This window comes from Pseudomonas serboccidentalis, assembly GCF_028830055.1.
Classification (GTDB): Bacteria; Pseudomonadota; Gammaproteobacteria; order Pseudomonadales; family Pseudomonadaceae; genus Aquipseudomonas; species Aquipseudomonas serboccidentalis.
On record NZ_CP101655.1, the window covers coordinates 1,580,588 to 1,601,818 of the forward strand.

General features: G+C 60.7%; 22 protein-coding genes. 7 read left to right on the forward strand and 15 right to left on the reverse strand.

From position 1 onward, the window contains the following. Nucleotides 1-27 precede the first annotated feature (27 nt). Both ctaD and coxB read right to left on the reverse strand, forming a co-directional pair. Nucleotides 28-1,614 carry a cytochrome c oxidase subunit I gene (ctaD, locus tag NN484_RS07255; protein WP_127649380.1) on the reverse strand — a complete coding sequence of 529 codons (1,587 nt, stop codon included), beginning with the start codon at nt 1,612-1,614 and terminating at the stop codon, nt 28-30. A gap of 82 nt (nt 1,615-1,696) precedes the next feature. Next, nucleotides 1,697-2,824 carry a cytochrome c oxidase subunit II gene (gene coxB / locus NN484_RS07260; protein WP_215500418.1) on the reverse strand — a complete coding sequence of 376 codons (1,128 nt, stop codon included), beginning with the start codon at nt 2,822-2,824 and terminating at the stop codon, nt 1,697-1,699. Nucleotides 2,825-3,193: 369 nt separating this feature from the next. Here coxB and NN484_RS07265 point away from each other — a divergent pair, with 369 nt between their 5' ends. Then, nucleotides 3,194-3,844 (forward strand): hypothetical protein, encoded by a 651-nt coding sequence (locus NN484_RS07265; protein ID WP_127649376.1) that lies wholly within the window; start codon nt 3,194-3,196, stop codon nt 3,842-3,844. A gap of 124 nt (nt 3,845-3,968) precedes the next feature. Here the strand turns inward: NN484_RS07265 and NN484_RS07270 are convergent, their stop codons facing one another. The 6 genes from NN484_RS07270 to NN484_RS07295 all read right to left on the reverse strand — a co-directional run bounded on the left by NN484_RS07270 (nt 3,969) and on the right by NN484_RS07295 (nt 11,535). Next, nucleotides 3,969-5,495 carry a SulP family inorganic anion transporter gene (locus tag NN484_RS07270; protein WP_215500417.1) on the reverse strand — a complete coding sequence of 509 codons (1,527 nt, stop codon included), beginning with the start codon at nt 5,493-5,495 and terminating at the stop codon, nt 3,969-3,971. 90 nt (nt 5,496-5,585) lie between these two features. After that, a complete protein-coding gene (locus NN484_RS07275; RefSeq protein WP_127649372.1) occupies nt 5,586-6,317 on the reverse strand; it encodes a carbonic anhydrase in 732 nt (243 codons plus the stop codon). A gap of 237 nt (nt 6,318-6,554) precedes the next feature. After that, nucleotides 6,555-7,613, reverse strand: coding sequence for a PA0069 family radical SAM protein (locus NN484_RS07280; RefSeq protein ID WP_215500416.1), 1,059 nt, complete (start codon nt 7,611-7,613; stop codon nt 6,555-6,557). A 74-nt stretch (nt 7,614-7,687) separates the two neighbouring features. Continuing rightward, nucleotides 7,688-8,989 carry a c-type cytochrome gene (locus NN484_RS07285; RefSeq protein ID WP_215500415.1) on the reverse strand — a complete coding sequence of 434 codons (1,302 nt, stop codon included), beginning with the start codon at nt 8,987-8,989 and terminating at the stop codon, nt 7,688-7,690. 12 nt (nt 8,990-9,001) lie between these two features. Then, nucleotides 9,002-10,786 (reverse strand): GMC family oxidoreductase, encoded by a 1,785-nt coding sequence (locus NN484_RS07290; RefSeq protein WP_127649366.1) that lies wholly within the window; start codon nt 10,784-10,786, stop codon nt 9,002-9,004. Between the two features lie 2 nt (nt 10,787-10,788). Continuing rightward, on the reverse strand, nt 10,789-11,535 hold the full coding sequence (locus tag NN484_RS07295; protein WP_215500414.1) for a gluconate 2-dehydrogenase subunit 3 family protein: 747 nt from the start codon (nt 11,533-11,535) through the stop codon (nt 10,789-10,791). A gap of 305 nt (nt 11,536-11,840) precedes the next feature. On the opposite strand from NN484_RS07295, the gene NN484_RS07300 reads away from it, so the two are divergent. Then, nucleotides 11,841-12,485: a dual specificity protein phosphatase family protein gene (locus NN484_RS07300; protein ID WP_127649363.1), complete on the forward strand. Its 645-nt coding sequence runs from the start codon at nt 11,841-11,843 to the stop codon at nt 12,483-12,485. 45 nt (nt 12,486-12,530) lie between these two features. Here the strand turns inward: NN484_RS07300 and NN484_RS07305 are convergent, their stop codons facing one another. After that, complete coding sequence (locus tag NN484_RS07305; RefSeq protein WP_127649361.1) at nt 12,531-12,815, reverse strand: YheV family putative zinc ribbon protein; 285 nt, start codon at nt 12,813-12,815, stop codon at nt 12,531-12,533. Continuing rightward, entirely contained in the window at nt 12,812-14,863 is a 2,052-nt protein-coding gene (gene prlC, locus NN484_RS07310) for an oligopeptidase A (protein ID WP_274658790.1), read from the reverse strand. Before prlC ends, NN484_RS07305 begins: the two co-directional genes overlap by 4 nt. 103 nt (nt 14,864-14,966) lie before the next feature. Here prlC and NN484_RS07315 point away from each other — a divergent pair, with 103 nt between their 5' ends. Together NN484_RS07315 and NN484_RS07320 are read left to right on the forward strand one after the other, a co-directional pair. After that, complete coding sequence (locus NN484_RS07315) at nt 14,967-15,512, forward strand: gamma carbonic anhydrase family protein (protein ID WP_274658791.1); 546 nt, start codon at nt 14,967-14,969, stop codon at nt 15,510-15,512. 28 nt (nt 15,513-15,540) lie between these two features. Further along, nucleotides 15,541-16,191 (forward strand): HAD family hydrolase, encoded by a 651-nt coding sequence (locus NN484_RS07320; protein WP_215500411.1) that lies wholly within the window; start codon nt 15,541-15,543, stop codon nt 16,189-16,191. 93 nt (nt 16,192-16,284) lie between these two features. Here NN484_RS07320 and NN484_RS07325 read toward each other — a convergent pair whose 3' ends face one another. Then, entirely contained in the window at nt 16,285-17,367 is a 1,083-nt protein-coding gene (locus NN484_RS07325) for an aminopeptidase (protein ID WP_274658792.1), read from the reverse strand. A gap of 58 nt (nt 17,368-17,425) precedes the next feature. Here NN484_RS07325 and NN484_RS07330 point away from each other — a divergent pair, with 58 nt between their 5' ends. Next, complete coding sequence (locus NN484_RS07330; protein WP_127649351.1) at nt 17,426-17,848, forward strand: PA0061/PA0062 family lipoprotein; 423 nt, start codon at nt 17,426-17,428, stop codon at nt 17,846-17,848. Between the two features lie 40 nt (nt 17,849-17,888). Beyond that, nucleotides 17,889-18,308, forward strand: a complete 420-nt coding sequence (locus NN484_RS07335; protein WP_274658793.1) for a PA0061/PA0062 family lipoprotein — start codon at nt 17,889-17,891, stop codon at nt 18,306-18,308. 6 nt (nt 18,309-18,314) lie between these two features. On the opposite strand, the gene NN484_RS07340 is transcribed toward NN484_RS07335, so the two are convergent. Beyond that, on the reverse strand, nt 18,315-18,554 hold the full coding sequence (locus tag NN484_RS07340; protein WP_215500407.1) for a DUF1161 domain-containing protein: 240 nt from the start codon (nt 18,552-18,554) through the stop codon (nt 18,315-18,317). A 223-nt stretch (nt 18,555-18,777) separates the two neighbouring features. Continuing rightward, nucleotides 18,778-19,209, reverse strand: a complete 432-nt coding sequence (locus NN484_RS07345) for an OsmC family protein (RefSeq protein ID WP_274658794.1) — start codon at nt 19,207-19,209, stop codon at nt 18,778-18,780. A 239-nt stretch (nt 19,210-19,448) separates the two neighbouring features. Between NN484_RS07345 and NN484_RS07350 the strand changes: the two genes are divergently transcribed. Continuing rightward, nucleotides 19,449-20,450, forward strand: a complete 1,002-nt coding sequence (locus tag NN484_RS07350; RefSeq protein ID WP_103483943.1) for an LLM class flavin-dependent oxidoreductase — start codon at nt 19,449-19,451, stop codon at nt 20,448-20,450. 164 nt (nt 20,451-20,614) lie between these two features. Here the strand turns inward: NN484_RS07350 and NN484_RS07355 are convergent, their stop codons facing one another. Beyond that, complete coding sequence (locus NN484_RS07355) at nt 20,615-20,839, reverse strand: DUF1161 domain-containing protein (protein WP_215500405.1); 225 nt, start codon at nt 20,837-20,839, stop codon at nt 20,615-20,617. Between the two features lie 124 nt (nt 20,840-20,963). Beyond that, entirely contained in the window at nt 20,964-21,179 is a 216-nt protein-coding gene (locus tag NN484_RS07360; protein ID WP_003220389.1) for a dodecin, read from the reverse strand. Nucleotides 21,180-21,231 lie beyond the last annotated feature (52 nt).

Below are 21,231 nucleotides of genomic sequence, written 5' to 3' on the forward strand. Positions count from 1 at the left end.
GGCTCGCACCCACAGGGAGATCGGTGTTCATTTCACTTCCGGCGGCGTAGTAAAGGTGTGATACGGCGCCGGTGACGGCACGCTCCACTCCAGGCCTTCGGCGCCATCCCACGGTTTGGCCGGGGCCGGGGCGCCACCGCGAATGGTCTTGATCACGATGAACAGGAAGAAGATCTGCGTGGCACCGAACATGAATGCGCCGATTGACGAGACCATGTTGAAGTCGGCGAACTGCAGGTTGTAGTCCGGGATCCGCCGTGGCATCCCCGCCAGCCCCACGAAGTGCATCGGGAAGAAGGTCAGGTTCATGCCGACGAACGACAGCCAGAAGTGCAGCTTGCCGAGGGTTTCGTCGTACATGTGCCCGGTCCACTTCGGCAGCCAGTAATAGGCTGAGGCGAAGATCCCGAAGATCGCCCCCGGCACCAGCACGTAGTGGAAGTGCGCGACCACGAAGTAGGTGTCCTGGTACTGGAAGTCCGCCGGCGCGATGGCCAGCATCAGCCCGGAGAAACCGCCGATCGAGAACAGGATCACGAAGGCCACGGCAAACAGCATCGGTGTCTCGAAGGTGATCGAGCCTTGCCACATGGTGCTGGCCCAGTTGAACACCTTCACCCCGGTCGGCACGGCGATGAGCATCGTTGCGTACATGAAGAACAGCTCGCCCACCAGCGGGATGCCGACCACGAACATGTGGTGCGCCCAGACGATGAACGACAGGAACGCGATGCTCGCCGTCGCGTAAACCATCGAGGTGTAGCCGAACAGCGGCTTGCGCGAGAAGGTCGGGATGATCTGGCTGACGGCACCGAAGGCCGGCAGGATCATGATGTACACCTCGGGGTGGCCGAAGAACCAGAACACATGCTGGAACAGCACCGGATCACCACCACCGGCGGCACTGAAGAAACTGGTGCCGAAGTGGATGTCCATCAGCATCATCGTCACGCACCCGGCCAGCACCGGCATCACCGCGATGAGCAGAAACGCGGTGATCAGCCAGGTCCAGACGAACAGCGGCATTTTCATCAATGTCATGCCGGGGGCGCGCAGGTTGAGGATGGTCGCGATCACGTTGATCGCGCCCATGATCGAACTGATCCCCATCAAGTGGATGGCGAAGATGAAGAACGTCACGCTCTCCGGTGCATAGGTGGTGGACAGTGGCGCGTAGAACGTCCAGCCGAAGTTCGGTCCGCCACCGGCGGTGAACAGGGTCGAGACCAGCAGCAGGAACGCCGCCGGCAGCAGCCAGAAGCTGAAGTTGTTCATTCGTGGCAGGGCCATGTCCGGCGCGCCGATCATCAACGGGATCATCCAGTTGGCGAGGCCGACAAACGCCGGCATCACTGCACCGAACACCATCACCAGACCATGCATGGTGGTCATCTGGTTGAAGAACGCCGGCTCGACGATCTGCAGGCCGGGCTGGAACAGCTCGGCGCGGATCACCATGGCGAACGAGCCGCCGAGCAGGAACATGCAGAACGCAAACCACAGGTACAGCGTGCCGATGTCCTTGTGGTTGGTGGTCAGCACCCAGCGCATCAGGCCTTTGGCGGGGCCGTGAGCGTGGTCGGCATGACCGTGGTCATCGATTACAGCGCTCATGGCCGCTCTCCTTTACGTGAGTGGACGGGGCTGACCGGGGCGTGCTGCCCCGGCCGGTTCACGAGGTACGCGATGGACCGGCTCATTTGCTTTCCGCCTGTTTGAGCTCAAGCACTTCTTTTGGCGTGACCATGTCGCCCTTGTTGTTGCCCCAGGCGTTACGTTCGTAGGTCACGACCGCTGCGATATCGACTTCCGACAACTGCTTGCCGAACGCCGCCATGGCGGTGCCGGGCTTGCCGAAGTACACGCGGTGCAGGTGGTCGGCTTTGGGCCCGGTGGCAATCGGCGAGCCTTTGAGCGCCGGGAACATCGGTGGCAGGCCCTGACCTTCGGCCTGGTGACAGGCTACGCAGGTGGTGTGATACACCTTGTCGCCCCGTTCCTTGAGTTCGTCGAGGGTCCATTCCTTGCTGGTCAGCTCTTTAAGCTGCGCCGCTTCGGCTTTGCGGTCGGCCAGCCACTTGTCGTAGTCGGCCTTCTCTTTGACGTCGACCACAATCGGCATGAAGCCGTGATCCTTGCCGCACAGCTCGGCGCACTGACCACGGTAGATGCCCGGCTTGTCGATCCGCGTCCAGGCTTCGTTGACGAACCCCGGGATCGCATCGCGCTTGACCGCGAAGGCCGGCACCCACCACGAGTGAATCACGTCGGCGGAGGTCACGAGAAAGCGCACCTTGGCGCCGATCGGCAGCACCAGCGGCTTGTCGACTTCGAGCAGGTAGTGCTCGCCCTTGGCTTCCTTGTTGTGGATCTGTTCGGCGGGGGTGGCCAGGTTGCTGAAGAACTCGACGTCCTGGCCCAGGTATTTGTAGTGCCATTTCCACTGGTAACCGGTGATCTGGATATCGATATCCGGCTCACTGGTGTCGTACATGCGGATCAGGGTGGCAGTCGCCGGAACGGCCATCGCCACCAGAATCAGCAGCGGCACGACGGTCCAGAGAATTTCGACGGTGGTGCTTTCGTGGAATTTTGCGGCGACCTGCCCGGTCGAGCGGCGATGCACGATCATCGACCAGAACATGGCGCCGAAGACGATGATCCCGATCACCACACAGATCCAGAAAATGGTCATGTGCAGGTCGAATACTGCGTGACTGATTTCAGTCGCTCCAGGCGCCATATTCACAGTCCAGGCCGCATTGGCCGGGCTGAAAATCGACCACAACAGGAGGCCCATCCAGACGTGTGGATGTCGCATCATTGCGGGTTCCCCTTATCGTTCTTGTTATCCCGCCGGCTTTCGCCTGCGGCAAGGGAGCGGCTGCATCAGACTACGAACTTGAATCGCCGGGCCTTGCTGCGGGTGCAGTCGGGCGTCATCAGCTAACTCCATTCAATGGCGAGTATAGACAGCGAGGGAGAATTGCAACGCGATCGCGTAAATCATCTGAAACAGCTTGTACTTGCGTTCCAGACCACGAATGGAGAAGGATGCAGACGAGTGGTGGCAAACCGATATAACGCCGCTGCATCAAGGATGAAATAATTATGACAAATGCGTCTTAGCATTTTTCGTAAGCCAGCTAAGTTATGTCTTCCCTATTTCATTGCCTTGTTCCCTGGAGTTTTCATGAACACCGCCGCATTGCGCGAGCAGATCCAAAAAGCCCAACAGCACGAGAAAGAAACCGGCCTGCTGACCCGTCAGCTGGAAAGCAAGCTGCCTCATTTACATCCGGCGATCCAGTTGCCGGAAGCCGACGCCAATGGCGTGCTGACGCGTTTTGTCGCCGCCTACATCGATGAAGTGCCAGACCTGCTGGATGCAGCCAATGAAGTTGCCAGGGAAGCGGGAATCGAATCGCAGATCAAACCGGTGCTGACAATCGCCGAGCAGTATTTCCTCCAGCCGCCGGCCATCATGGCCGGGCACGTTGGTCTGGACAGCCTGCTGGACGAAGCCTATCTGGCGCACCGCTTTGTCGAAGAGGTCAACGACCTGTACATCAAGCATTTCGGCCAGCCACTGATCCCCTTGGACATGACGGTCGCCAATCTGATTGCTCATCAATTGATCGGTGAGGAATTTGCCAACCAACTGGACGAAGCCGTGCATCACGCCATCGACGAGATGCTCAACGACGAGAGTTTTGCGCTGGAGTCGGTAGAGGCCTACCGCGACAAACTGAGCAGCCCGGACACCGGTGCGGCCTGGAAGCGCTGGCCGTGCATGGGCCGCCGCCTCGGCGTGGGCCTGGAGCTGGATCAGCCTGCTGCCTGAGTTACACACAATAGAATGTAGGAGTGAGCCTGCTCGCGATGGCGGTGGGTCAGTCAACAGAGATGTTGATTGATCGCCATCGCGAGCAGGCTCACTCCTACAGGGTTAAGTTCAACCCGGAGATTTAACCGGCCGCACCGATCCCGGTATTGGTCCGAACCCTGCCCTCAAGCCGTCGTTTCAACCCGCGCGACTCGATCACCAGCTTCGACCCCTTCGCCGCATTCGCCCGGCCCCACTCTTCCAGCAACTCCAGACACGAATGGTCGATGTAGCTCAGGTTGTTGAGCGGCACGTGCACCGTCGTACCCGCTGGAATGCTGCCCAGCACCTGGGTCAGCGCCGGCACTTTGAGGAAGGTCGCCGCACCCACCAGACGCAACTCCATCTCACCGTCTTGCGGCAGATCGATCAGGCTGATTTTCAGTCGCGAAGCCTTGAGCGCCAGTTTCACCAGGGTCAGACCGAAGCCAATCAGCACACCGGTCAGCAGGTCGGTGAAGATGATCGCCAGCGCTGTCGCCGCATAGGTGAACATCGGCATCCGCCCATAACGGCTCAGACCGCGAAACGCTTTGAGATCGACCAGTTTGAACCCGGTGTACACCAGCACCCCCGCCAGACTCGCCACTGGAATGCTTTGCAGCACGCTCGACAGCAACAGCACGAACGCCAGCAGCCACAGACCATGGAAGATTGTCGAATAACGGGTGGTTGCACCGGCCTGGACGTTGGCCGAACTGCGCACAATCACCCCGGTCATCGGCAGCGCGCCGACCAGACCGCAGAGCATATTGCCGACGCCTTGTGCCGACAGCTCACGGTCGAAGTCCGAACGCACACCGCTGTGCATGCGATCCACCGCCGCTGCAGACAGCAGGGTTTCGGCGCTGGCAATGAATGCCACGGCGAAGGCGGCGATCAGCAGGGTTGGGTCGGCCAGGCTCAACAAGTCCGCCGGTTTCAGCCAGTCGATGGCTTCGGCCAGATTCTCCGGTACCTCGACCCGTTTCACCTGCAACGCCAGCAGCAGGCTGGCGCCGGTGGCCAGACCAACGCCGAGCAGCGCACCGGGAATAAACCGCAGCGAGTGCGGACGAAATTTTTCCCACAGCCACATCACCGCAATGGTCGCCAGCCCGAGCAACCCGGCCTGCCAGCCGAACGACGGCAACGCTTGCGCCACCGCGCCGGGGAAAGCCGTGAGGTTATCCAGCCCGGAGGGCTGTGGTTTGGCATCGAGCATCACATGCACTTGCGAGAGTACGATCAGCACACCGATCCCCGCGAGCATGCCGTACACCACCGCGGGCGCCGTGACCCGAAACCAGCAACCGAGCTTCAAGCGCCCGGCCACCAGTTGCAGGAATCCGGCGAGCAACAGAATCGGCCCGAGCATCTCGATACCGTGCTGGCGCACCAGCTCGAATACCAACACCGCCAACCCTGCCGCCGGCCCGCTGACCTGCAACGGCGAACCCGCCAGCCACCCCACTACCAGACCGCCGATGATCCCGGTGATCAGGCCTTTGGCCGGCGGCAACCCTGAAGCAATCGCAATACCCATGCACAACGGCAGGGCGACCAGGAACACAACCACCGAAGCCAGCAGCTCCCGTGGCAGAACCGCTTTCAATTGAGCAGCACGCATGGTGACTCTCCCGAAGTTTTCTTCAGGCATGGCTTCGCCGAACCGCTGAAACAGCGGCCGGCGTCAAACCACACAGATGTTTAGGAAGATTTAGAAGCGCGCTTTGGGCGTCGCCACCGGAATCGGATGGCTGCCGTCGAGCGGCAGGAAGCGTCCCTGATCGGCGTCGTAAGCTTTGATTTCACTGGTTTCGATGTTGTAGACCCAGCCATGGATGAACAGATGACCGTTCGCCATGCGTGAGGCTACCGAAGGATGGGTACGCAAGTGCTGCAGTTGGGCGATGACGTTCTCCTCGGTGAGGATCGGCATGCGTTCTTTTTCGTCGGTGCAGTTGCAGTTGTCATGCACCATGGTCTTCGCCACTTCCGCATGACGCAGCCAGGCTTTGACTGTCGGCATTTTTTCCAGGCTGTCCGGATTGAGCACTGCGCGCATGGCGCCGCAATCGGAGTGGCCGCAGATGATGATGTGCTGCACGCCCAGCGCCAGTACCGCGTATTCGATGGCAGTGGAAACGCCACCGTTCATCTGGCCGTAAGGCGGCACGACGTTGCCGACGTTACGGGTCACGAACAGATCGCCCGGCGAACTCTGGGTGATCAGCTCGGGCACGATGCGCGAGTCGGCACAGGTAATGAACATCGCCCGTGGCGATTGCGCCGTGGCGAGTTTCTTGAAGAGCTCTTCCTGCTGGGGGAAGACCTCATGATGAAAATGCAAAAAGCCGTCAATGATCGTTCTCAGCGCTGCATCGGCGGATTCCGCCCCAGGGGCGGCTTGCGCCGACGCAGCCAACGGCTGTTTATCCTTGTCACTCATGATTCATCCTCTTTGGCGGATTCGGGGAGTCGTTCCCGTGTATTCCGGTATGAAGCCAGTGGCTGTTTAAAACATCCGGGTCATCCCGACCCGTCAGTCACTCGATGAACAAGGTAGCCGTCGAAACTTAACTCAAACTGAATCAAGCGCTCTAGAACGTGTGTTCCAGGTCACAAAAAACGTGACTGGTACATTTCGACGGTAGGATTCCAACCCATCAACCATAGCTAATTGTCGCTAAATCAACGACATCTGGCGACCCGGCGGACAGAAGGCGGTGCAGTCGAGGTTATAGCCCTCGCGGTGATTGAGTCCGAGCCGTTTGATCGCTTTGGCGAAACGTTGCGCCAGCAGGTCGGCGAACGGTCCCTCGCCGCGCATCCGGGCGCCGAAACGGCTGTCGTAGAGTTCGCCGCCGCGGCTCTGACGCACCAGGCTCAGCACATGGGCGGCCCGCTGCGGGTAATGCGCCTGCAGCCATTCTTCGAACAGCGGCGCCACCTCCAGCGGCAGACGCAGCATCATGTACGCGGCGCTTTGCGCACCGGCAGCATGCGCTTCGGTCAGCAGGCTTTCGATTTCGCTGTCGTTGATCATCGGAATCATCGGCGAACACAGCACCCCCACTGGAATGCCCGCTTCGCGCATCACCCGAATCGCCCGCAACCGGGCCTTGGGCGCCGCTGCGCGGGGTTCGAGGATGCGTTTGAGTTCGTCGTCCAGCGTGGTCAGGCTGATCATCACCGCCACCAGCCGTTGTTGCGCCAATTCGGTGAGCAGGTCGAGGTCACGCAAAATCAGCGAACCCTTGGTAACGATGGTCACCGGGTGCCGGTAACGCAGCAGCACTTCGAGGGTCTGGCGGGTGATTTTGTGTTCACGTTCGATGGGCTGATAGGGATCGGTATTGGAGCCGAGGTTGATCGGCGCGCACTGGTAGCCGCGTTTGCTCAACTGTTCTTCCAGCACCTGGGCGGCGTTGGTCTTGGCGATCAGCCGGGTTTCGAAATCCAGCCCCGGCGACATGTCCCAATAGGCGTGGCTGGGTCGCGCGTAGCAATAGATGCAGCCGTGCTCGCAGCCGCGATAGGGATTGATCGAGCGATCGAAGGGCAAGTCCGGCGAAGTGTTGCGGGTAATGATGGTTTTCGCGGTCTCGATCATCACCTCGGTGTTCTGCGTCTCGGGTACTTCCTGATACCAGCCGTCATCCTCGGCCACCGAACGATTCGGCGCGAAACGGTTGTGCGGGTTGGTCGCGGTGCCGCGGCCGCGTGGTGGCAATGGAGTAGACATGAAAACGCCCCGATACTGTATATGCACACAGTATCGGGGCGCGGTTCATCTGGCTAGTGCCGTCGGGCGACTGGTCAGTTGTGTTGCGTGACCTGACCGAGGTCGTCGCCGGAGGTGTGTTTCATATCCTCCTTGCGCAACTCGGCGACGTCGGCGGCTTTCACTGGCGCACCTTGGTTACCCCAACTGCCACGGATAAAGCTCACCACGTTCGCCACTTCCTGATCCGACAGGCGCCAGGCGAAGCCCGGCATGGTGAAGGTCGATGGCGCCGTGTGCGTGGCCGGCAGGGTGCCGCCCTTGAGCACGATGTGAATCAGCGACGTCGGGTCTTCCGATTGCAGCACCGGATTGCCTGCCAGGGCCGGGAACACTCGGGTATAGCCGTGGCCGTCGGTACGGTGGCAGGCCGCGCAGTTGTCGATGTACACCGCCGCGCCGCGTTGGCTGTCGTCGCCGTTCCACAAGGCCTTGGCGGCTTTTTCGTCGTACTGGTGCGGCTGATCGTTCGGATCAGTTGCGGGCAGGGACTTGAGGTAACGAGCAATCGCGGTCAGGTCGGCGTCGGTCATGTATTGCATGCTGTGGGTGACCACATCGCTCATGCCGCCGAACACCGCGCTACGGTCGCTGCGCCCGGTTTTGAGGAACTGCACCAGTTGCGCTTCGCTCCAGCCGCCGAGACCGTCCTTGTGATCACCGCGCAGGCTCTTGGCGATCCAGCCTTCCAGCGGCGCACTGCCGGCGAGGAAGTTTTTGCCATCAGTGGCGCTCAGGGATTTTTCCTGCATGGTCAGGGCACGCGGCGTATGGCAGGCGCCGCAATGGCCGAGGCCTTCGACCAGATAGGCGCCGCGATCGATCACTGGATCGTCCGAGGTTGCCTGGTAGTCCTCGACCTTCGGCGCAAACATCCAGCGCCAGCCCATCAGCGGCCAGCGCATGCTCAGCGGCCATGGAATGTCGCTGGCCTTGTTCTCTTGCGCGACCGGTTCGACGCCGTGCATGAAGTAGGCGTAAAGCGCCTGCATGTCGCCTGAGCTGACCCGGGCGTAGGACGGATACGGCATTGCCGGGTACAACGTACTGCCGTTTTTCGCGACGCCGTGGCGCACCGCTTTGTCGAAGTCCTCGAAGCTGTATTCACCGACGCCGGTTTTGTCCGGGGTGATGTTGGTCGAGTAGATCGTGCCGATCGGGGTTTCCATCGGCAGGCCGCCGGCGAACGGCTTGCCGCCCTTGGCGGTGTGGCAGGCCACACAGTCGCCAGCGCGGGCGAGGTATTCGCCTTGTTTGATCAACGCTTGGTCGACGTCAGCGGCGTGCACAGCAGCGCTGCCGAGCAGGGCCAGGGTGGCGATAACGAGATTGTTCATGGTCACCGCTCCTTATGCCTGAACCAGTGGGCCGGGGTTTTTCAGGTATTGCTCGCGGATCGCCTTGGCCGACCAGTAGGTCAGCGCCGCGACCAGCCCGGTCGGGTTGTAACCCAGGCCTTGCGGGAATGCCGACGCGCCCGGAACAAATACGTTGTGCACATCCCAGCTTTGCAAGTAGCGGTTCAGGGCGCTCTTCTTCGGATCGGTGCCCATGATTGCGCCGCCGTTGAGGTGGGTGGTCTGGTAGGCCGCCGTATTGAAGTGATCGCCGACCTGCTTGCCGATCACCGCAATGGCTTTCGGGCCCATGGCTTGGGCGACCTTGCCCATTTTCTCGACCATGAAGCGGTTCATCTTGATGTCGTTTTCCTGCCAGTCGAAGGTCATCCGCAGCAGCGGCAAACCGTAGGCATCGCGGTACACCGGGTCCAGATCGAGGTAGTTGCCTCGGTAGGACTGATGCGCGCCGTGGGCGTCCATCGACACCTGGTGGGTGTAGTAATCGGCGGTCGCGCGTTTCCATGCGCTGCCCCAGGCTGGAGTGCCCGGCGGGTTCGATGTCCCGGCAATAGGCCGACTGCCGGCCTGGTTGACCCACATCGGTGAGCCGCCGACGAAGCCGTGCGGGCCGTGGTCGAAGTTGTCGGCGTTGAAGTCATCCAGCGCGACGCCGTTGCCGCCGGCACCGATGAAGTTGTTGGTGTGGGTGTCCTTGTCGAAGAACGCCTTGATGGTCGCCATGTTTTGGTAGGCGAAGTTACGCCCGACCACGCCTTCACCGCTGATCGGGTCGTACGGCTTGCCGATGCCCGAGAGAAGCATCAGGCGCACGTTGTGCAGCTGGAAGGCGCCGAGGATCACCAGATCCGCCGGTTGCTCGATCTCGCGACCCTGGCCGTCGATGTAAGTCACGCCGGTGGCTTTGGATTTGCTGCTGTCGAGGTTGACCCGCAGCACATGCGAATTGGGCCGCAGCTCGAAATTCGGCAGCGGCTTGAGCGCCGGCAGAATGTTCACGTTCGGCGATGCCTTGGAATACATGTAGCAAACGTAGCCGCTGCAGAATCCGCAGAAGTTGCACGGGCCCATCTGCGCGCCGTAGGGATTGGTGTACGGCCCTGAAGTATTCGCCGATGGCAGGTTGTAGGGTTTGTAACCGACTTCTGTCGCCGCTTTGCCAAACAGCTGTGCGGAAACGGTGTTCTTCTGCGCCTCCAGCGGGAACGGATTCGAGCGATCCGGCGCGTAAGGGTTGCCGCCCTTGCCCTGACCGACCAGTTGGCCCTTCACGGTCCAGGCCTGGCCGGAGGTGCCGAAGACTTTTTCGGCGAAATCGAAGAACGGCTCCAGCTCTTCGTAGCTGACGCCGAAGTCCTGGATGGTCATGTCCTTGGGGATAAAGCTTTTGCCGTAGCGCTCTTCGTAGTGGCTGCGCATGCGCAACTCGATCGGATCGACGCGAAAGTGCACACCCGACCAGTGCAAACCGGCGCCGCCCACGCCATTACCCGGCAGGAACGCACCCAACTGGCGGTTCGGCAGGGCGATGTCGTTGACGCTGTGGCGGATGGTGACGGTTTCTTTCGAAATGTCCTGAAAGAGTTTTTTCCGCACGCTGTAGGTGAGTTCGTCGATCACCTGCGGATAGTTGCCGTCGGGGTAGGTGTCCTGCATCGGCCCGCGCTCCAGCGCCAGCACGTTGAGCCCGGCTTCGGTCAGCTCTTTGGCCATGATCGCGCCGGTCCAGCCAAAACCGACGATCACTGCGTCGACCTTCTTCATTACGGTTGCCATGCTCAAGCCCTCTCGCCGCGAATCGAAACTGCCGGGAAGGGGTATTGCTCGTTGCGTTCCACCCAATCCATGAAATCGGCGCGGGCGCCGGGGAAGCCGATCATGGTCCAGCCGACCATGCCTTTATTGCCGCCGTGGATCGGGTCGCAGAAGAACCCTTCCTTGGTGTTTTGCAGCAGCAGGTTGAAGAAAATCTTCGCCGGAACGGCATCGAACTGCGGTTTTCCAGCCTCGAGTTGCTTGAGCAAATCGTCTCGGGTAGCGCTGTCTTGCTCGGCAAATGTTTTACCGTTGAGTGATTTTGCCCACTGATCCGCGGCGGCGATGCCCAGGCGATAGATCTCTTTGGGCACCAGTTTGCTCTGCCAGCCCATCTCCGGCGCTGCATCGGCGTTGAACGGACCCTGCATGTACCACAGGGCACCGGCGGCATACGGAGTGTTCATCTGGCGGTCGATGTATTCCGGCACGCCGGCTTCCAGAGCGCCCGGACCCTGGTCGTCGTTGGGGATCAACTGCGCCACGGCGGCATTGATGAAGGCCCATTCCTCGGCGGTGAAATAGCTCGGCTGGTAAGCGCCGGCCTCGGTCTTCGACGCAGTTGCGGCGGGCGCCGCCGGGGTGGCTTCAGGCGCCGCTTGCAAGACGCTGCTGCCCAGACCGGTACCGGCGAGGGTGACCACGGGAATCAGGGTCAGGGATTTGCGCAAGAACTCACGCCGCGGGTTGTCTCGATCTGCATCAGACATGGGGTGCACCTCATCAGGCATTGATGGTTGTCCGTTTCTGCGAACGGCTTGAGCATTTTTTCGTCGCGGCGCGTGGCCCGTTTGACCGGGAAAAGGGGGACGCCTGCAACATCGTGTGACAAATGGTAGCAGGCTAATCATCTAGTTGAACCGATTCAGCGGAAAAAGCCGCGGTTTTTTTACGCGGCGCTCAATGAAATCGCGCGGATTCACGATTCTTTGACAAGTGCCTCACAGGGCTTTGACCGCCAGACGTAGAAGCTGCGGGACCTTTCATTGATGAATCCCGATACGGTCAACCCAGCATGTCCCGAGTGCGCCTTTTCCCTGCTTTGTGTTTGTCGCTTGTCGCCCTGCTGCACTTGATACCGGCCCAGGCTGACGCCGCTGCAACATCGCGTCCCCCGGAATGGGCGCAACCGGTTGAAGTGCAGTACAACCTGTTTCAGATGTCGCCAACGTTGTACCGCAGTGCCTTGCCGGACGGCGGCGCGGTGCCGTTGCTGAAGAACCTCAAAGTGGCGACGGTGATCAACTTCCTGCCGGAAGCCGACAGCAGCTGGCTGTCCGAGCCGAGCATCAATCAAGTGCAACTGCCTTATCGCACCAACCATGTCGATGACGCTGATGTGCTCAAGACCCTGCGCGCGATTCAGGCCGCCGAAGCCAATGGCCCGGTGTTGATGCATTGCAAGCATGGTTCCGACCGCACCGGCCTGATGGCGGCGATGTACCGGATCGTGGTGCAGGGCTGGAGCAAGGAAGACGCGCTGAATGAAATGACTCAGGGCGGTTTTGGTGAAAGCGGCCATTTCAAGGATGGCGTGCGCTATGTGATGCAGGCCGATGTCGACAAACTGCGCACTGCTCTGGCCAATGGCGATTGCAGCACCAGCGCATTTGCCACCTGCTCGATGAAGAGCTGGTTCCAGTCGGTCAACCTCAAATAAGCGGAACCCTCCACGGTGTTGCACCGTGGAGGGTTATTCGCCGGCTCAGTCTTCGGACTTTTTCTTCAGTTTCGGATTCGGGAAAAACTGCACGGCCTGGACGTTCTTGTCCGGCGCCGGCTTGAGCGCGCTGGTATTGACCCGCGTGCCCAGCTCCTTGGGAACCGACAACCCCTGCTCGTTCAGCGTATCCGAGTAACCGCAAGCCACGCATTCGCGGTGCGGCACGCTGTCCTCGTTCCACATCATCAGCTTGTCCGGCTCGCTGCATGCCGGGCAGACCGCCCCGGCGATAAAGCGTTTCTTGGTAATCACAGGTGCCTCACTCATGCTGCTGCGTCCTCACTCAGGCCGCTGTGGCGCAAGAGTGCGTCAATCGATGGCTCGCGGCCACGGAAGTCGACGAACAGCACCATCGGCGCCTGCGAACCGCCACGCGCCAGAATCGCTTCGCGGAAGGCGCGACCGGTGTCGGCATTGAGCACGCCGTCTTCTTCGAACTTGGAGAAGGCATCCGCCGACAGTACTTCCGCCCACTTGTAGCTGTAGTAACCCGCCGCGTAACCGCCGGCGAAGATGTGCGCGAAGCTGTTGGGGAAGCGGTTGTACGCCGGTGGACGCATCACCGAAACCTCGTCACGCACGCCTTCCAGCACCTGGGCAACGCTGCGACCGTCACCGTGGGTGGCGTGCAGTTCGAAGTCAAACAGCGAGAACTCCAGCTGACGGACCATCATCAGGCCGGACTGGAAGTTCTTCGCCGCAAGCATTTTTTCCAGCAGGTCCTGTGGCAGCGGCTCGCCGGTTTCGTAGTGACCGGAAATCAGCGCCAGGCCTTCCGGCTCCCAGCACCAGTTTTCCATGAACTGGCTCGGCAGCTCGACCGCATCCCACGCCACGCCGTTGATTCCGGAGACCCCGGCGTGATCAACACGGGTCAGCAGGTGATGCAGGCCATGACCGAATTCATGGAACAGGGTGGTCACTTCATCGTGGGTCAGCAGCGCGGGCTTGCCGCTGTCGGCCGGGGTGAAGTTGCACACCAGGTTGGCCACCGGGCTTTGCAGCACGCCGTCGACGGTGCGTCGACGGTCGCGGGCGCCGTCCATCCAGGCGCCGCCACGCTTGTTGGCGCGGGCGTAGAGGTCGAAGAAGAAGCGGCCGACGTGCTGGCCGTTTTCCTTGATCTCGAACAGGCGCACGTCCGGGTGCCAGGTGTCGAAGCCTTTCAGCTCGGCGATTTCGATGCCGTACAGACGCTGGACGATAGCGAACAGACCGCCGAGGACTTTATCGATCGGGAAGTAGGCACGCAGGGTTTCCTGAGCGACGCTGTAGCGTTGCTCGCGGAGTTTTTCCCCGTAGAAACCGCTGTCCCAGCTTTGCAGATCGGCGCAGCCCTGTTCGGCGGCGTAAGCGCGCAGCTGTTGCAGGTCCTGCGCGGCGAACGGCTTGCTGCGCTTGGCCAGGTCGCGCAGGAAACTCAGCACCTGGTCGCTGGACTCGGCCATTTTGGTCGCCAGGCTCAGCTCGGAGAAGCTGGCGAAGCCCAACAATTTGGCCAGTTCCTGACGCAGATCGAGGATCTCTTCCATCACCGGGCCGTTGTCGTTCTGCCCGGCATTCGGGCCTTGGTCCGACGCACGGGTGCAGTAGGCGGCGTAAACTTCTTCGCGCAAGGCACGGTCCTGGGCGTAGGTCATCACCGCGTAGTAGCTCGGGAATTCCAGGGTGATCAGCCAGCCATCGAGGTCTTTGGCTTGCGCAGCGGCAGCCATTTGCGCCTTGGCCGAGTCGGTCAGGCCGGCGAGGGCGGCTTCGTCGGTGATGTGCTTGGTCCACGCCTGAGTGGCGTCGAGCAGTTGATTGGAGAAGCGGCTGCCCAGCTCGGACAATTTGCTCTGCACTTCGGCGTAGCGCTTTTGTTCGGCTTCCGGCAGGTCGATACCCGACAGACGGAAATCGCGCAAGGCGTGTTCCAGGATGGTTTTTTGCGCCACATCGAACCCGGCGGCTTCCGGGCTGTTGGCCAGCGCTTCATAAGCCTGGAACAGTTCGCGGTTCTGGCCCATCTCGGTGGAATAGGCGCTCAGGGCCGGCAGGCACGACTCGTAGGCTTCGCGCAGCTCGGCGCTGTTGCACACGGCGTTGAGGTGGCTGACCGGGCTCCACGCGGCACCGAGGCGATCGTTGAGCTCGTCCATCGCCAATACCAGGCCGGCCCAGGTCGGGTTCTCGACTTGAGTCTTGAGGATCTCGGCGATGGCGGCGCGGTTGTCGGCCAGGATGGTTTCAATGGCGGGCAGCACGTGTTCGGCACGGATCGTGGAGAACGGCGGCAGGTCGTAGGACTGCAGAAGAGGGTTGTTCACGCTCACGGTTGGCACCTTGGCTGGAAGAAACATGCATTTAGGAACATAGCCACATCTTAATTACAATCGGCACCCACCGCAGCTATCGGCGACAGAGAGAGAAATTATCGTGTCCGTTCGCAAGTACCAGAATCACACCCCGCAGCTCCGCAAAGGCGCGTTTGTCGACGGCTCGGCGGTGGTGATCGGCGACGTCGAAATCGGTGAAGACAGCTCGGTCTGGCCGCTGACCGTGATCCGTGGCGACATGCATCGCATCCGTATCGGCGCGCGCACCAGCGTGCAGGACGGCTGCGTGCTGCACATCACCCACGCCGGGCCGTTCAACCCGGAGGGCTTCCCGCTGCTGATCGGTGATGACGTGACCATCGCCCACAAGGTCATGCTGCATGGCTGCAGCGTCGGCAGCCGCGTGTTGATCGGCATGGGCAGCATCGTCATGGACGGCGCGGTGGTCGAGGATGACGTGATCATCGGCGCCGGCAGCCTGGTGCCACCGGGCAAGCGCCTGGAGAGCGGCTTCCTGTACGTGGGCAGCCCGGTGAAACAGATCCGCCCGCTGACCGACAAGGAACGCGCCTTCTTCACCTACAGCGCAGCGAACTACGTGAAGCTCAAGGATCTGCATCTGGCCGAAGGCTACGATCAGCTCTGAATCGCCTTACACCTGCTCAGGATTTCTCATGCGTTACCAGACCGTACTGTTCGACCTCGATGGCACCCTGACCGACCCGCGTGAGGGCATCACCCGTTCCATCCAGTTCGCCCTCGCCAAGCTCGGCATCGATGAGCCGGACCTGACCAAACTGGAACACTTCATCGGCCCGCCGTTGTTGCAGGCGTTCATGCAGTTCTATGACTTCGACGAGGCCAAAGCCTGGGAAGCGGTGAATTTCTATCGCGAGCGCTTCAAGGTCACTGGCCTCTACGAAAACCGCGTGTTCGACGGCGTCACGTCATTGCTCGAAACCCTGAGCGGCCAAGGCCGACAGCTGTATATCGCGACGTCCAAGCCATGGGTGTTCGCCCGCGAGATTGCCCGGCACTTTGACTTCGCCAAACACTTCAAGGTGATCTACGGCAGTGAACTGGATGGCACGCGGACCAACAAGGTCGAGCTGATTGCGCATCTGCTGGCCGAAGAAGGGCTGGATCCGGCCAACACGCTGATGATCGGCGACCGCAAACATGACCTGATCGGCGCGCGCAGCAACGGGCTGGACGCGGCAGCGGTGGGCTATGGGTTTGGCAGCTTTGAAGAGTTGAGTGCCGAGGCGCCGGCGTATCATTTTGAAACGCTGGCCGAGTTGCATCAGGCGTTTTTACAGCGCTGATCAGATGGCTATCGCGAGCAGGCTCACTCCTGCATTTGGAGCGCCTTCCCCTTTAGGAGTGAGCCTGCTCGCGATGACGTCCACCCAATCAACTCAACTGTTTGTATCTGCCAATATTCTCAAAGCCACCTTACGCTCAGCCAGCGGCAGCTCACCCAACCTCTCGACCTCGGCATAAAACCTCACCCAATCCCCCCCAACCTGCCTGAACAGCGCCGCAAATGCCGGCACCCACTGGTCATACAGGCCGAACGGTAAAAGCCGCGCATTGTTCAGCGGCATATTCACCCACGCGTCATAGCGTTTGTCCCCGGCCCACTGGCTGTCGCGCATCAATCGATATGCGCGACGGAACTGCTCGAACGCCGCCGCTTTACGCTCGCGCATCTGCTCGGCCGGCAGCGACCGGGCGTAGAGTTTTTCCAGCCGTGACCGCGTTTCCAGCACCAACTCGATGAACTGATCGCGCTGCTTGAGCCGCACATCGGTGTCCGGCGGCAGACCACGAAACGCCCGCCACTGTCGGGTGCCTTGCTGTTCGACAAACGTGGCGAAGGACTCGTTGAACTCGGTGTCGTCCTTCACGTAGAAGCGCTGATGCGCCAGCTCATGAAAGATCAGCGTGGCCAGACGTTCGTCGCCCCAGCCCATCATCGAATTGAGAATCGGGTCATTGAACCAGCCGAGGGTCGAATAGGCTTCGACGCCGCCAATCGCCACGTCCATGCCTTGCAGGCGCTGGATCGCCGCTGCGCCACGGGCAGCGCTCTGGCTGTAGTAGCCGCGATAGGCCACGCAACCGGCGATCGGGAAGCAATGGTTCTGCGGGGTCAGGGAAAACTCCGGGGTGGCGAACACGTTCCACACCACGTACGGCCGGCCAATGTCGGCGTACAGGCGATAGCTTTGGTTGTCCGGCAGGTGCAGCTGTTCGCTGGCGAAGGCCCGGGCTTTTTGCGACTGAGTCAGATGAGCGCGCAGCGAAGCGTCGTGGCTGGGGTCGGCGATCACCTTGGTCACTGGCTCGCGCGCCCGCAACAACTGCAACTGGCCGCTGGCCAACTGACTGTAATAGCTGACGCTGGCGCAACCGTTGAGCAACAAAAACATCACCCCCGGAAACAAAATCCGAAAAACGCGATCAAGTAACCCATGGCTTGGAAGCGGCCTGCTCAAAATAAAAATCCTTTGGAAAGTCTGCCCGCAAGACTATCCCGCCATTTGGAGCTTCGCTATGCGCATGTTGTTGCTGACAGGAGGCCTGCTGACACTGGCCGGTTGTGCCGGATTCGGAATGCCCGACCCTGACCCCTCGCAAGCCTGGATCGATCTCGATGCCCGGCAACAGGACACGGCGCTGCAAGCGCTGCAAGTGGATAGCCGAACCACGGTCGACAAACGTTATTTCGAGGTGCAGCCCGGCAGTCATGAGCTGAAGGTGCGTTATCAGTTTCCGGTCGAAGCCACCAACATTGGCCCCGACGCCGAGCCACTGTGGCGCGACTGCCAGTTGAATGTGAAATTCAAGGACTTCAACGCCGGTCAGCGCTATCAGCTGCAGGCCGGCAGCATCGGTTTCCGGCCATGGGCGAAGCTCTACGACGAGCAGCGCAAGGTTGTCGGCCAAGGCACACCGGCAGGCTGCCAGCGCACTTGATCGGCGCTATGCTGGAGATCTGAATCCTTGGACGTCCATCATGCGCAAGTTGATGCTGTTGCTCGCGGTCGGCGTAATCGCCGGCTGCCAGACCCCGCTGCCCCCGGTCGATCCGAACATGGCCTGGGTCGATTTCTCGACCCCGACCCCGGGTGGCGAACTGCTCATGGCCGAGCGCCTGGATAACGTTCGCCTGACTGATGGCAGGTTTTTCCAGGTCACACCCGGCAGCCATGAGCTGCGGGTGCGTTTTGACTTTGAAGTATTTGGCGGCGGCGGCAGCCTGATGACCGGCCCGGTCGAACGTCTGTGCTATCTGTACATCCGCTACGACCATTTCGAAGCCGGCCAGCGTTACCTGCTGGAAGGGCGTTCGCTGGGCTTCACGCCGAGTGCCCGGTTGTACAACGCCAAACGCGAGATCGTCGCCGAGGATCGTGACATGGTCTGCCTTACCTGAGGTGAATCAGTTGCTGTTCTTCTGATAAATGATCGCTTTGGTGCCGTTGTCGCAAGTGCCGACGACCATGGCCACGTCGTGTTTCTCGGCCTCTTCCTTGCTGACGATTTCCAGCGTGTAGGAGGGCACGGCGTTAGCCTGGATCTTGACCTCGATCTCGTTTTTCAATTCTTCACAGTCTTTCGGTGCGGCAAGAACCGTTGTGGCCAGTGCACTGCAGAGAATCGCCAAGCCAATACGTTTCATATTTGAAGCTCCCTGGTGCAGCGCGCACGGGTGTGCGCTGAAGCTGCTGTCACTTATTCGACCATATTTTTGCAGAGTGGGTTCTGACTTCGCTCACATCTTCAGGCACTGCGGTGATTTCAGGATCGCTTTCGCCAGCAGGCTCGCTCTCACATTGGACGTGTTCACAACACAATCCCCTGAGGGAGCGAGCCTGCTCGCGAATGGGTCAGTCAGCGCCGACTTAGCTGACCAGCGAAGCCTCAAGGGTAATCTTCGCATTCAACACCTTGGACACCGGGCACCCTTCCTTGGCCTTGGTGCTCAGTTCTTCAAACTGCGCCTGCGTCGCCCCCGGGATCTTCGCCTTGAGAATCAGTTTGACCGCAGTGATGGCAAAACCGCCGTCCACCTGGTCCAGCGTGACCTCTGCCTGAGTGTCGATGCTGTCAGCCTTAAGGCCTGCATCGCCGAGAATCATCGAAAACGCCATGGAAAAACAGCCGGCATGGGCGGCGCCGATCAGTTCTTCCGGGTTGGTGCCCTTGCCGCCTTCGAAGCGGGCCTTGAAGCCGTAAGGCGCTTCTCTGAGGACGCCGGTTTCGGTAGAGATCGAGCCAATGCCGGTTTTCAGATCGCCTGCCCAATGCGCGGATGCTTTCTTCACGATAGCCATGTTTGCCTCCTCAAGATCTGGCGCGGAACGCCGCGCCGTCGTGGTTTTGCTTGCAAGGCTTCTGAGGATAGACGCCGGAACAAAGTTCAGCCCAGGTGAATCGTTGACTTTTTTAGTAGGATTTTTCCCTCAGCTATTGAAACTCGGGTATATGCCCTCATTGCACAGAACACGCTTATGAATTCGGCAGGTTTTCGTTCGCAAGAAAAACCTGCCTCCTCACTCGGAGACGCAGGTTTATGAAGCAACTGTCCGACGTAAAGTTTTCCACCCTCGATCTGGTGCCCGTGCGCGAGAACGGCAGCCCGGCGCAATCGCTGCGCAACTCGCTGGACCTGGCGCAGCATGTCGAGAAGTTCGGCTACACCCGATTCTGGGTCGCCGAGCACCACAACATGGACGGCATCGCCAGTTCCGCCACCTCGGTGTTGCTGGGGTATCTGGCCGGCGGCACCTCGACGATTCGTGTCGGCTCCGGCGGGGTGATGCTGCCCAACCATGCGCCGCTGGTGATCGCCGAGCAGTTCGGCACCCTTGAGAGCCTGTATCCGGGGCGCATCGACCTCGGGCTGGGCCGTGCGCCGGGTTCCGACCAGATGACCGCCCGCGCCCTGCGCCGCGAGCGCTCCGGCAGTGCCGATGATTTCCCGGAAGATGTTGCCGAACTGGCGCGTTTCCTCGGCCCGCGCACCCCGGATCAACGGGTGATCGCCATGCCCGGCACCGGCACCAATGTGCCGATCTGGTTGCTCGGCTCCAGCCTGTTCAGTGCGCAACTGGCCGGTGAGCGCGGTTTGCCCTACGCCTTCGCCTCGCACTTCGCCCCGCGCTTCATGCACGAGGCGATCCGCGTCTATCGCAACCACTTCAAGCCCTCGGCGGTGCTCGACAAGCCGTACGTGATGCTCGGTGTGCCACTGGTGGCGGCGGATACCGATGAGCAGGCCGACTACCTGGCGACCTCGGTGTATCAGCGCATTCTCGCGTTGATGCGTGGGCAGAGTCTGGTGCAGCGTCCGCCGGTGAAAAGCATGGACGGCCTGTGGCTGCCTCATGAACGTGAGGCGGTGGGGGATTTCCTCGGTCTGGCGATGGTCGGCAGCCCGCAGAAGATCCGCGCGAAGCTGGAGGTGCTGGTCGAGCAGACCCAGGCCGATGAGCTGATCTTCACCTGCGACCTGTATGAGCATGCTGATCGCCTGCATTCCTATGAGTTGCTGGCGCAGGTCATGAAGGGCTGACTACAACCCCTGTACGAGTGAGCCCGCTCGCGATGACGGCGTGTCAGCCACCCCATCCGTTGACTTAAACACCGCTATCGCGAGCAGGCTCACTCCTGCAATGGAAAATCGTTGCCCACAAAAAAGCCGACGCATTGGCGTCGGCTTTTGCATTTCAGAGGCGATCAACCGCGTTTGTAGACGATTTCCTTGGCGCCACCTTCGCAGGTGCCAACGACTGTGCCGTCACTGGCTGCACCCTTGTCGACAATCTCCAGCGAATACCCGGAAACGCCCTTGGCGTCCAGTTTCGCGGCAATCTCGCTTTTCAACTCTTCACAAGGCTTGCCAGCAGCAAACGCGCCACCCGCAAGGCTCAACAAACCTACTGCCAATATGAACTTCTTCATCGGTCGCACTCCCTGGTCGGATTAAAAGAGGCGGGCATCGGGCATCCCGATGCGCTCACCTTGTAGCGCTTTGCCATTCCTATGGCACTCGGCCAGCGCGCAAGTTCAGAAGCGTAGCCCAAACTCAGCTGCTGGCAATCCGGAAGCCGACCTTGAGCGTGACCTGGAAATGCGCAGCCTTGCCGTCCTTGATGTGGCCACGGGTGTCGACCACTTCAAACCACTCCAGATGCTTGATGCTCTTGTTCGCTTCGGCCAGTGCGTTGTTGATGGCGTCTTCGATGCTGCTGGTGGACGAGCCGACCAGCTCGACTTTCTTGTACGTGTGATGGTCACTCATGGCGATCTCCTTGGCGTGTGGAATTGACGTGTGGAATTGAGACTAGCAGTGA

Excerpts from the sequence above, each read along its gene's own strand:
- NN484_RS07295 (WP_215500414.1), bottom strand. The coding sequence starts at position 11,535 with ATGTCTGATGCAGATCGAGACAACCCGCGGCGTGAGTTCTTGCGCAAA.
- NN484_RS07350 (WP_103483943.1), top strand. The coding sequence starts at position 19,449 with ATGAAGCAACTGTCCGACGTAAAGTTTTCCACCCTCGATCTGGTGCCC.
- ctaD (WP_127649380.1), bottom strand. The coding sequence starts at position 1,614 with ATGAGCGCTGTAATCGATGACCACGGTCATGCCGACCACGCTCACGGC.
- NN484_RS07360 (WP_003220389.1), bottom strand. The coding sequence starts at position 21,179 with ATGAGTGACCATCACACGTACAAGAAAGTCGAGCTGGTCGGCTCGTCC.
- NN484_RS07275 (WP_127649372.1), bottom strand. The coding sequence starts at position 6,317 with ATGAGTGACAAGGATAAACAGCCGTTGGCTGCGTCGGCGCAAGCCGCC.
- NN484_RS07320 (WP_215500411.1), top strand. The coding sequence starts at position 15,541 with ATGCGTTACCAGACCGTACTGTTCGACCTCGATGGCACCCTGACCGAC.
- NN484_RS07265 (WP_127649376.1), top strand. The coding sequence starts at position 3,194 with ATGAACACCGCCGCATTGCGCGAGCAGATCCAAAAAGCCCAACAGCAC.
- NN484_RS07340 (WP_215500407.1), bottom strand. The coding sequence starts at position 18,554 with ATGAAACGTATTGGCTTGGCGATTCTCTGCAGTGCACTGGCCACAACG.
- NN484_RS07280 (WP_215500416.1), bottom strand. The coding sequence starts at position 7,613 with ATGTCTACTCCATTGCCACCACGCGGCCGCGGCACCGCGACCAACCCG.
- NN484_RS07285 (WP_215500415.1), bottom strand. The coding sequence starts at position 8,989 with ATGAACAATCTCGTTATCGCCACCCTGGCCCTGCTCGGCAGCGCTGCT.
- NN484_RS07270 (WP_215500417.1), bottom strand. The coding sequence starts at position 5,495 with ATGCGTGCTGCTCAATTGAAAGCGGTTCTGCCACGGGAGCTGCTGGCT.
- NN484_RS07345 (WP_274658794.1), bottom strand. The coding sequence starts at position 19,209 with ATGGCTATCGTGAAGAAAGCATCCGCGCATTGGGCAGGCGATCTGAAA.
- coxB (WP_215500418.1), bottom strand. The coding sequence starts at position 2,824 with ATGATGCGACATCCACACGTCTGGATGGGCCTCCTGTTGTGGTCGATT.
- NN484_RS07330 (WP_127649351.1), top strand. The coding sequence starts at position 17,426 with ATGCGCATGTTGTTGCTGACAGGAGGCCTGCTGACACTGGCCGGTTGT.
- NN484_RS07355 (WP_215500405.1), bottom strand. The coding sequence starts at position 20,839 with ATGAAGAAGTTCATATTGGCAGTAGGTTTGTTGAGCCTTGCGGGTGGC.
- NN484_RS07335 (WP_274658793.1), top strand. The coding sequence starts at position 17,889 with ATGCGCAAGTTGATGCTGTTGCTCGCGGTCGGCGTAATCGCCGGCTGC.
- NN484_RS07305 (WP_127649361.1), bottom strand. The coding sequence starts at position 12,815 with ATGAGTGAGGCACCTGTGATTACCAAGAAACGCTTTATCGCCGGGGCG.
- NN484_RS07290 (WP_127649366.1), bottom strand. The coding sequence starts at position 10,786 with ATGGCAACCGTAATGAAGAAGGTCGACGCAGTGATCGTCGGTTTTGGC.
- NN484_RS07300 (WP_127649363.1), top strand. The coding sequence starts at position 11,841 with ATGTCCCGAGTGCGCCTTTTCCCTGCTTTGTGTTTGTCGCTTGTCGCC.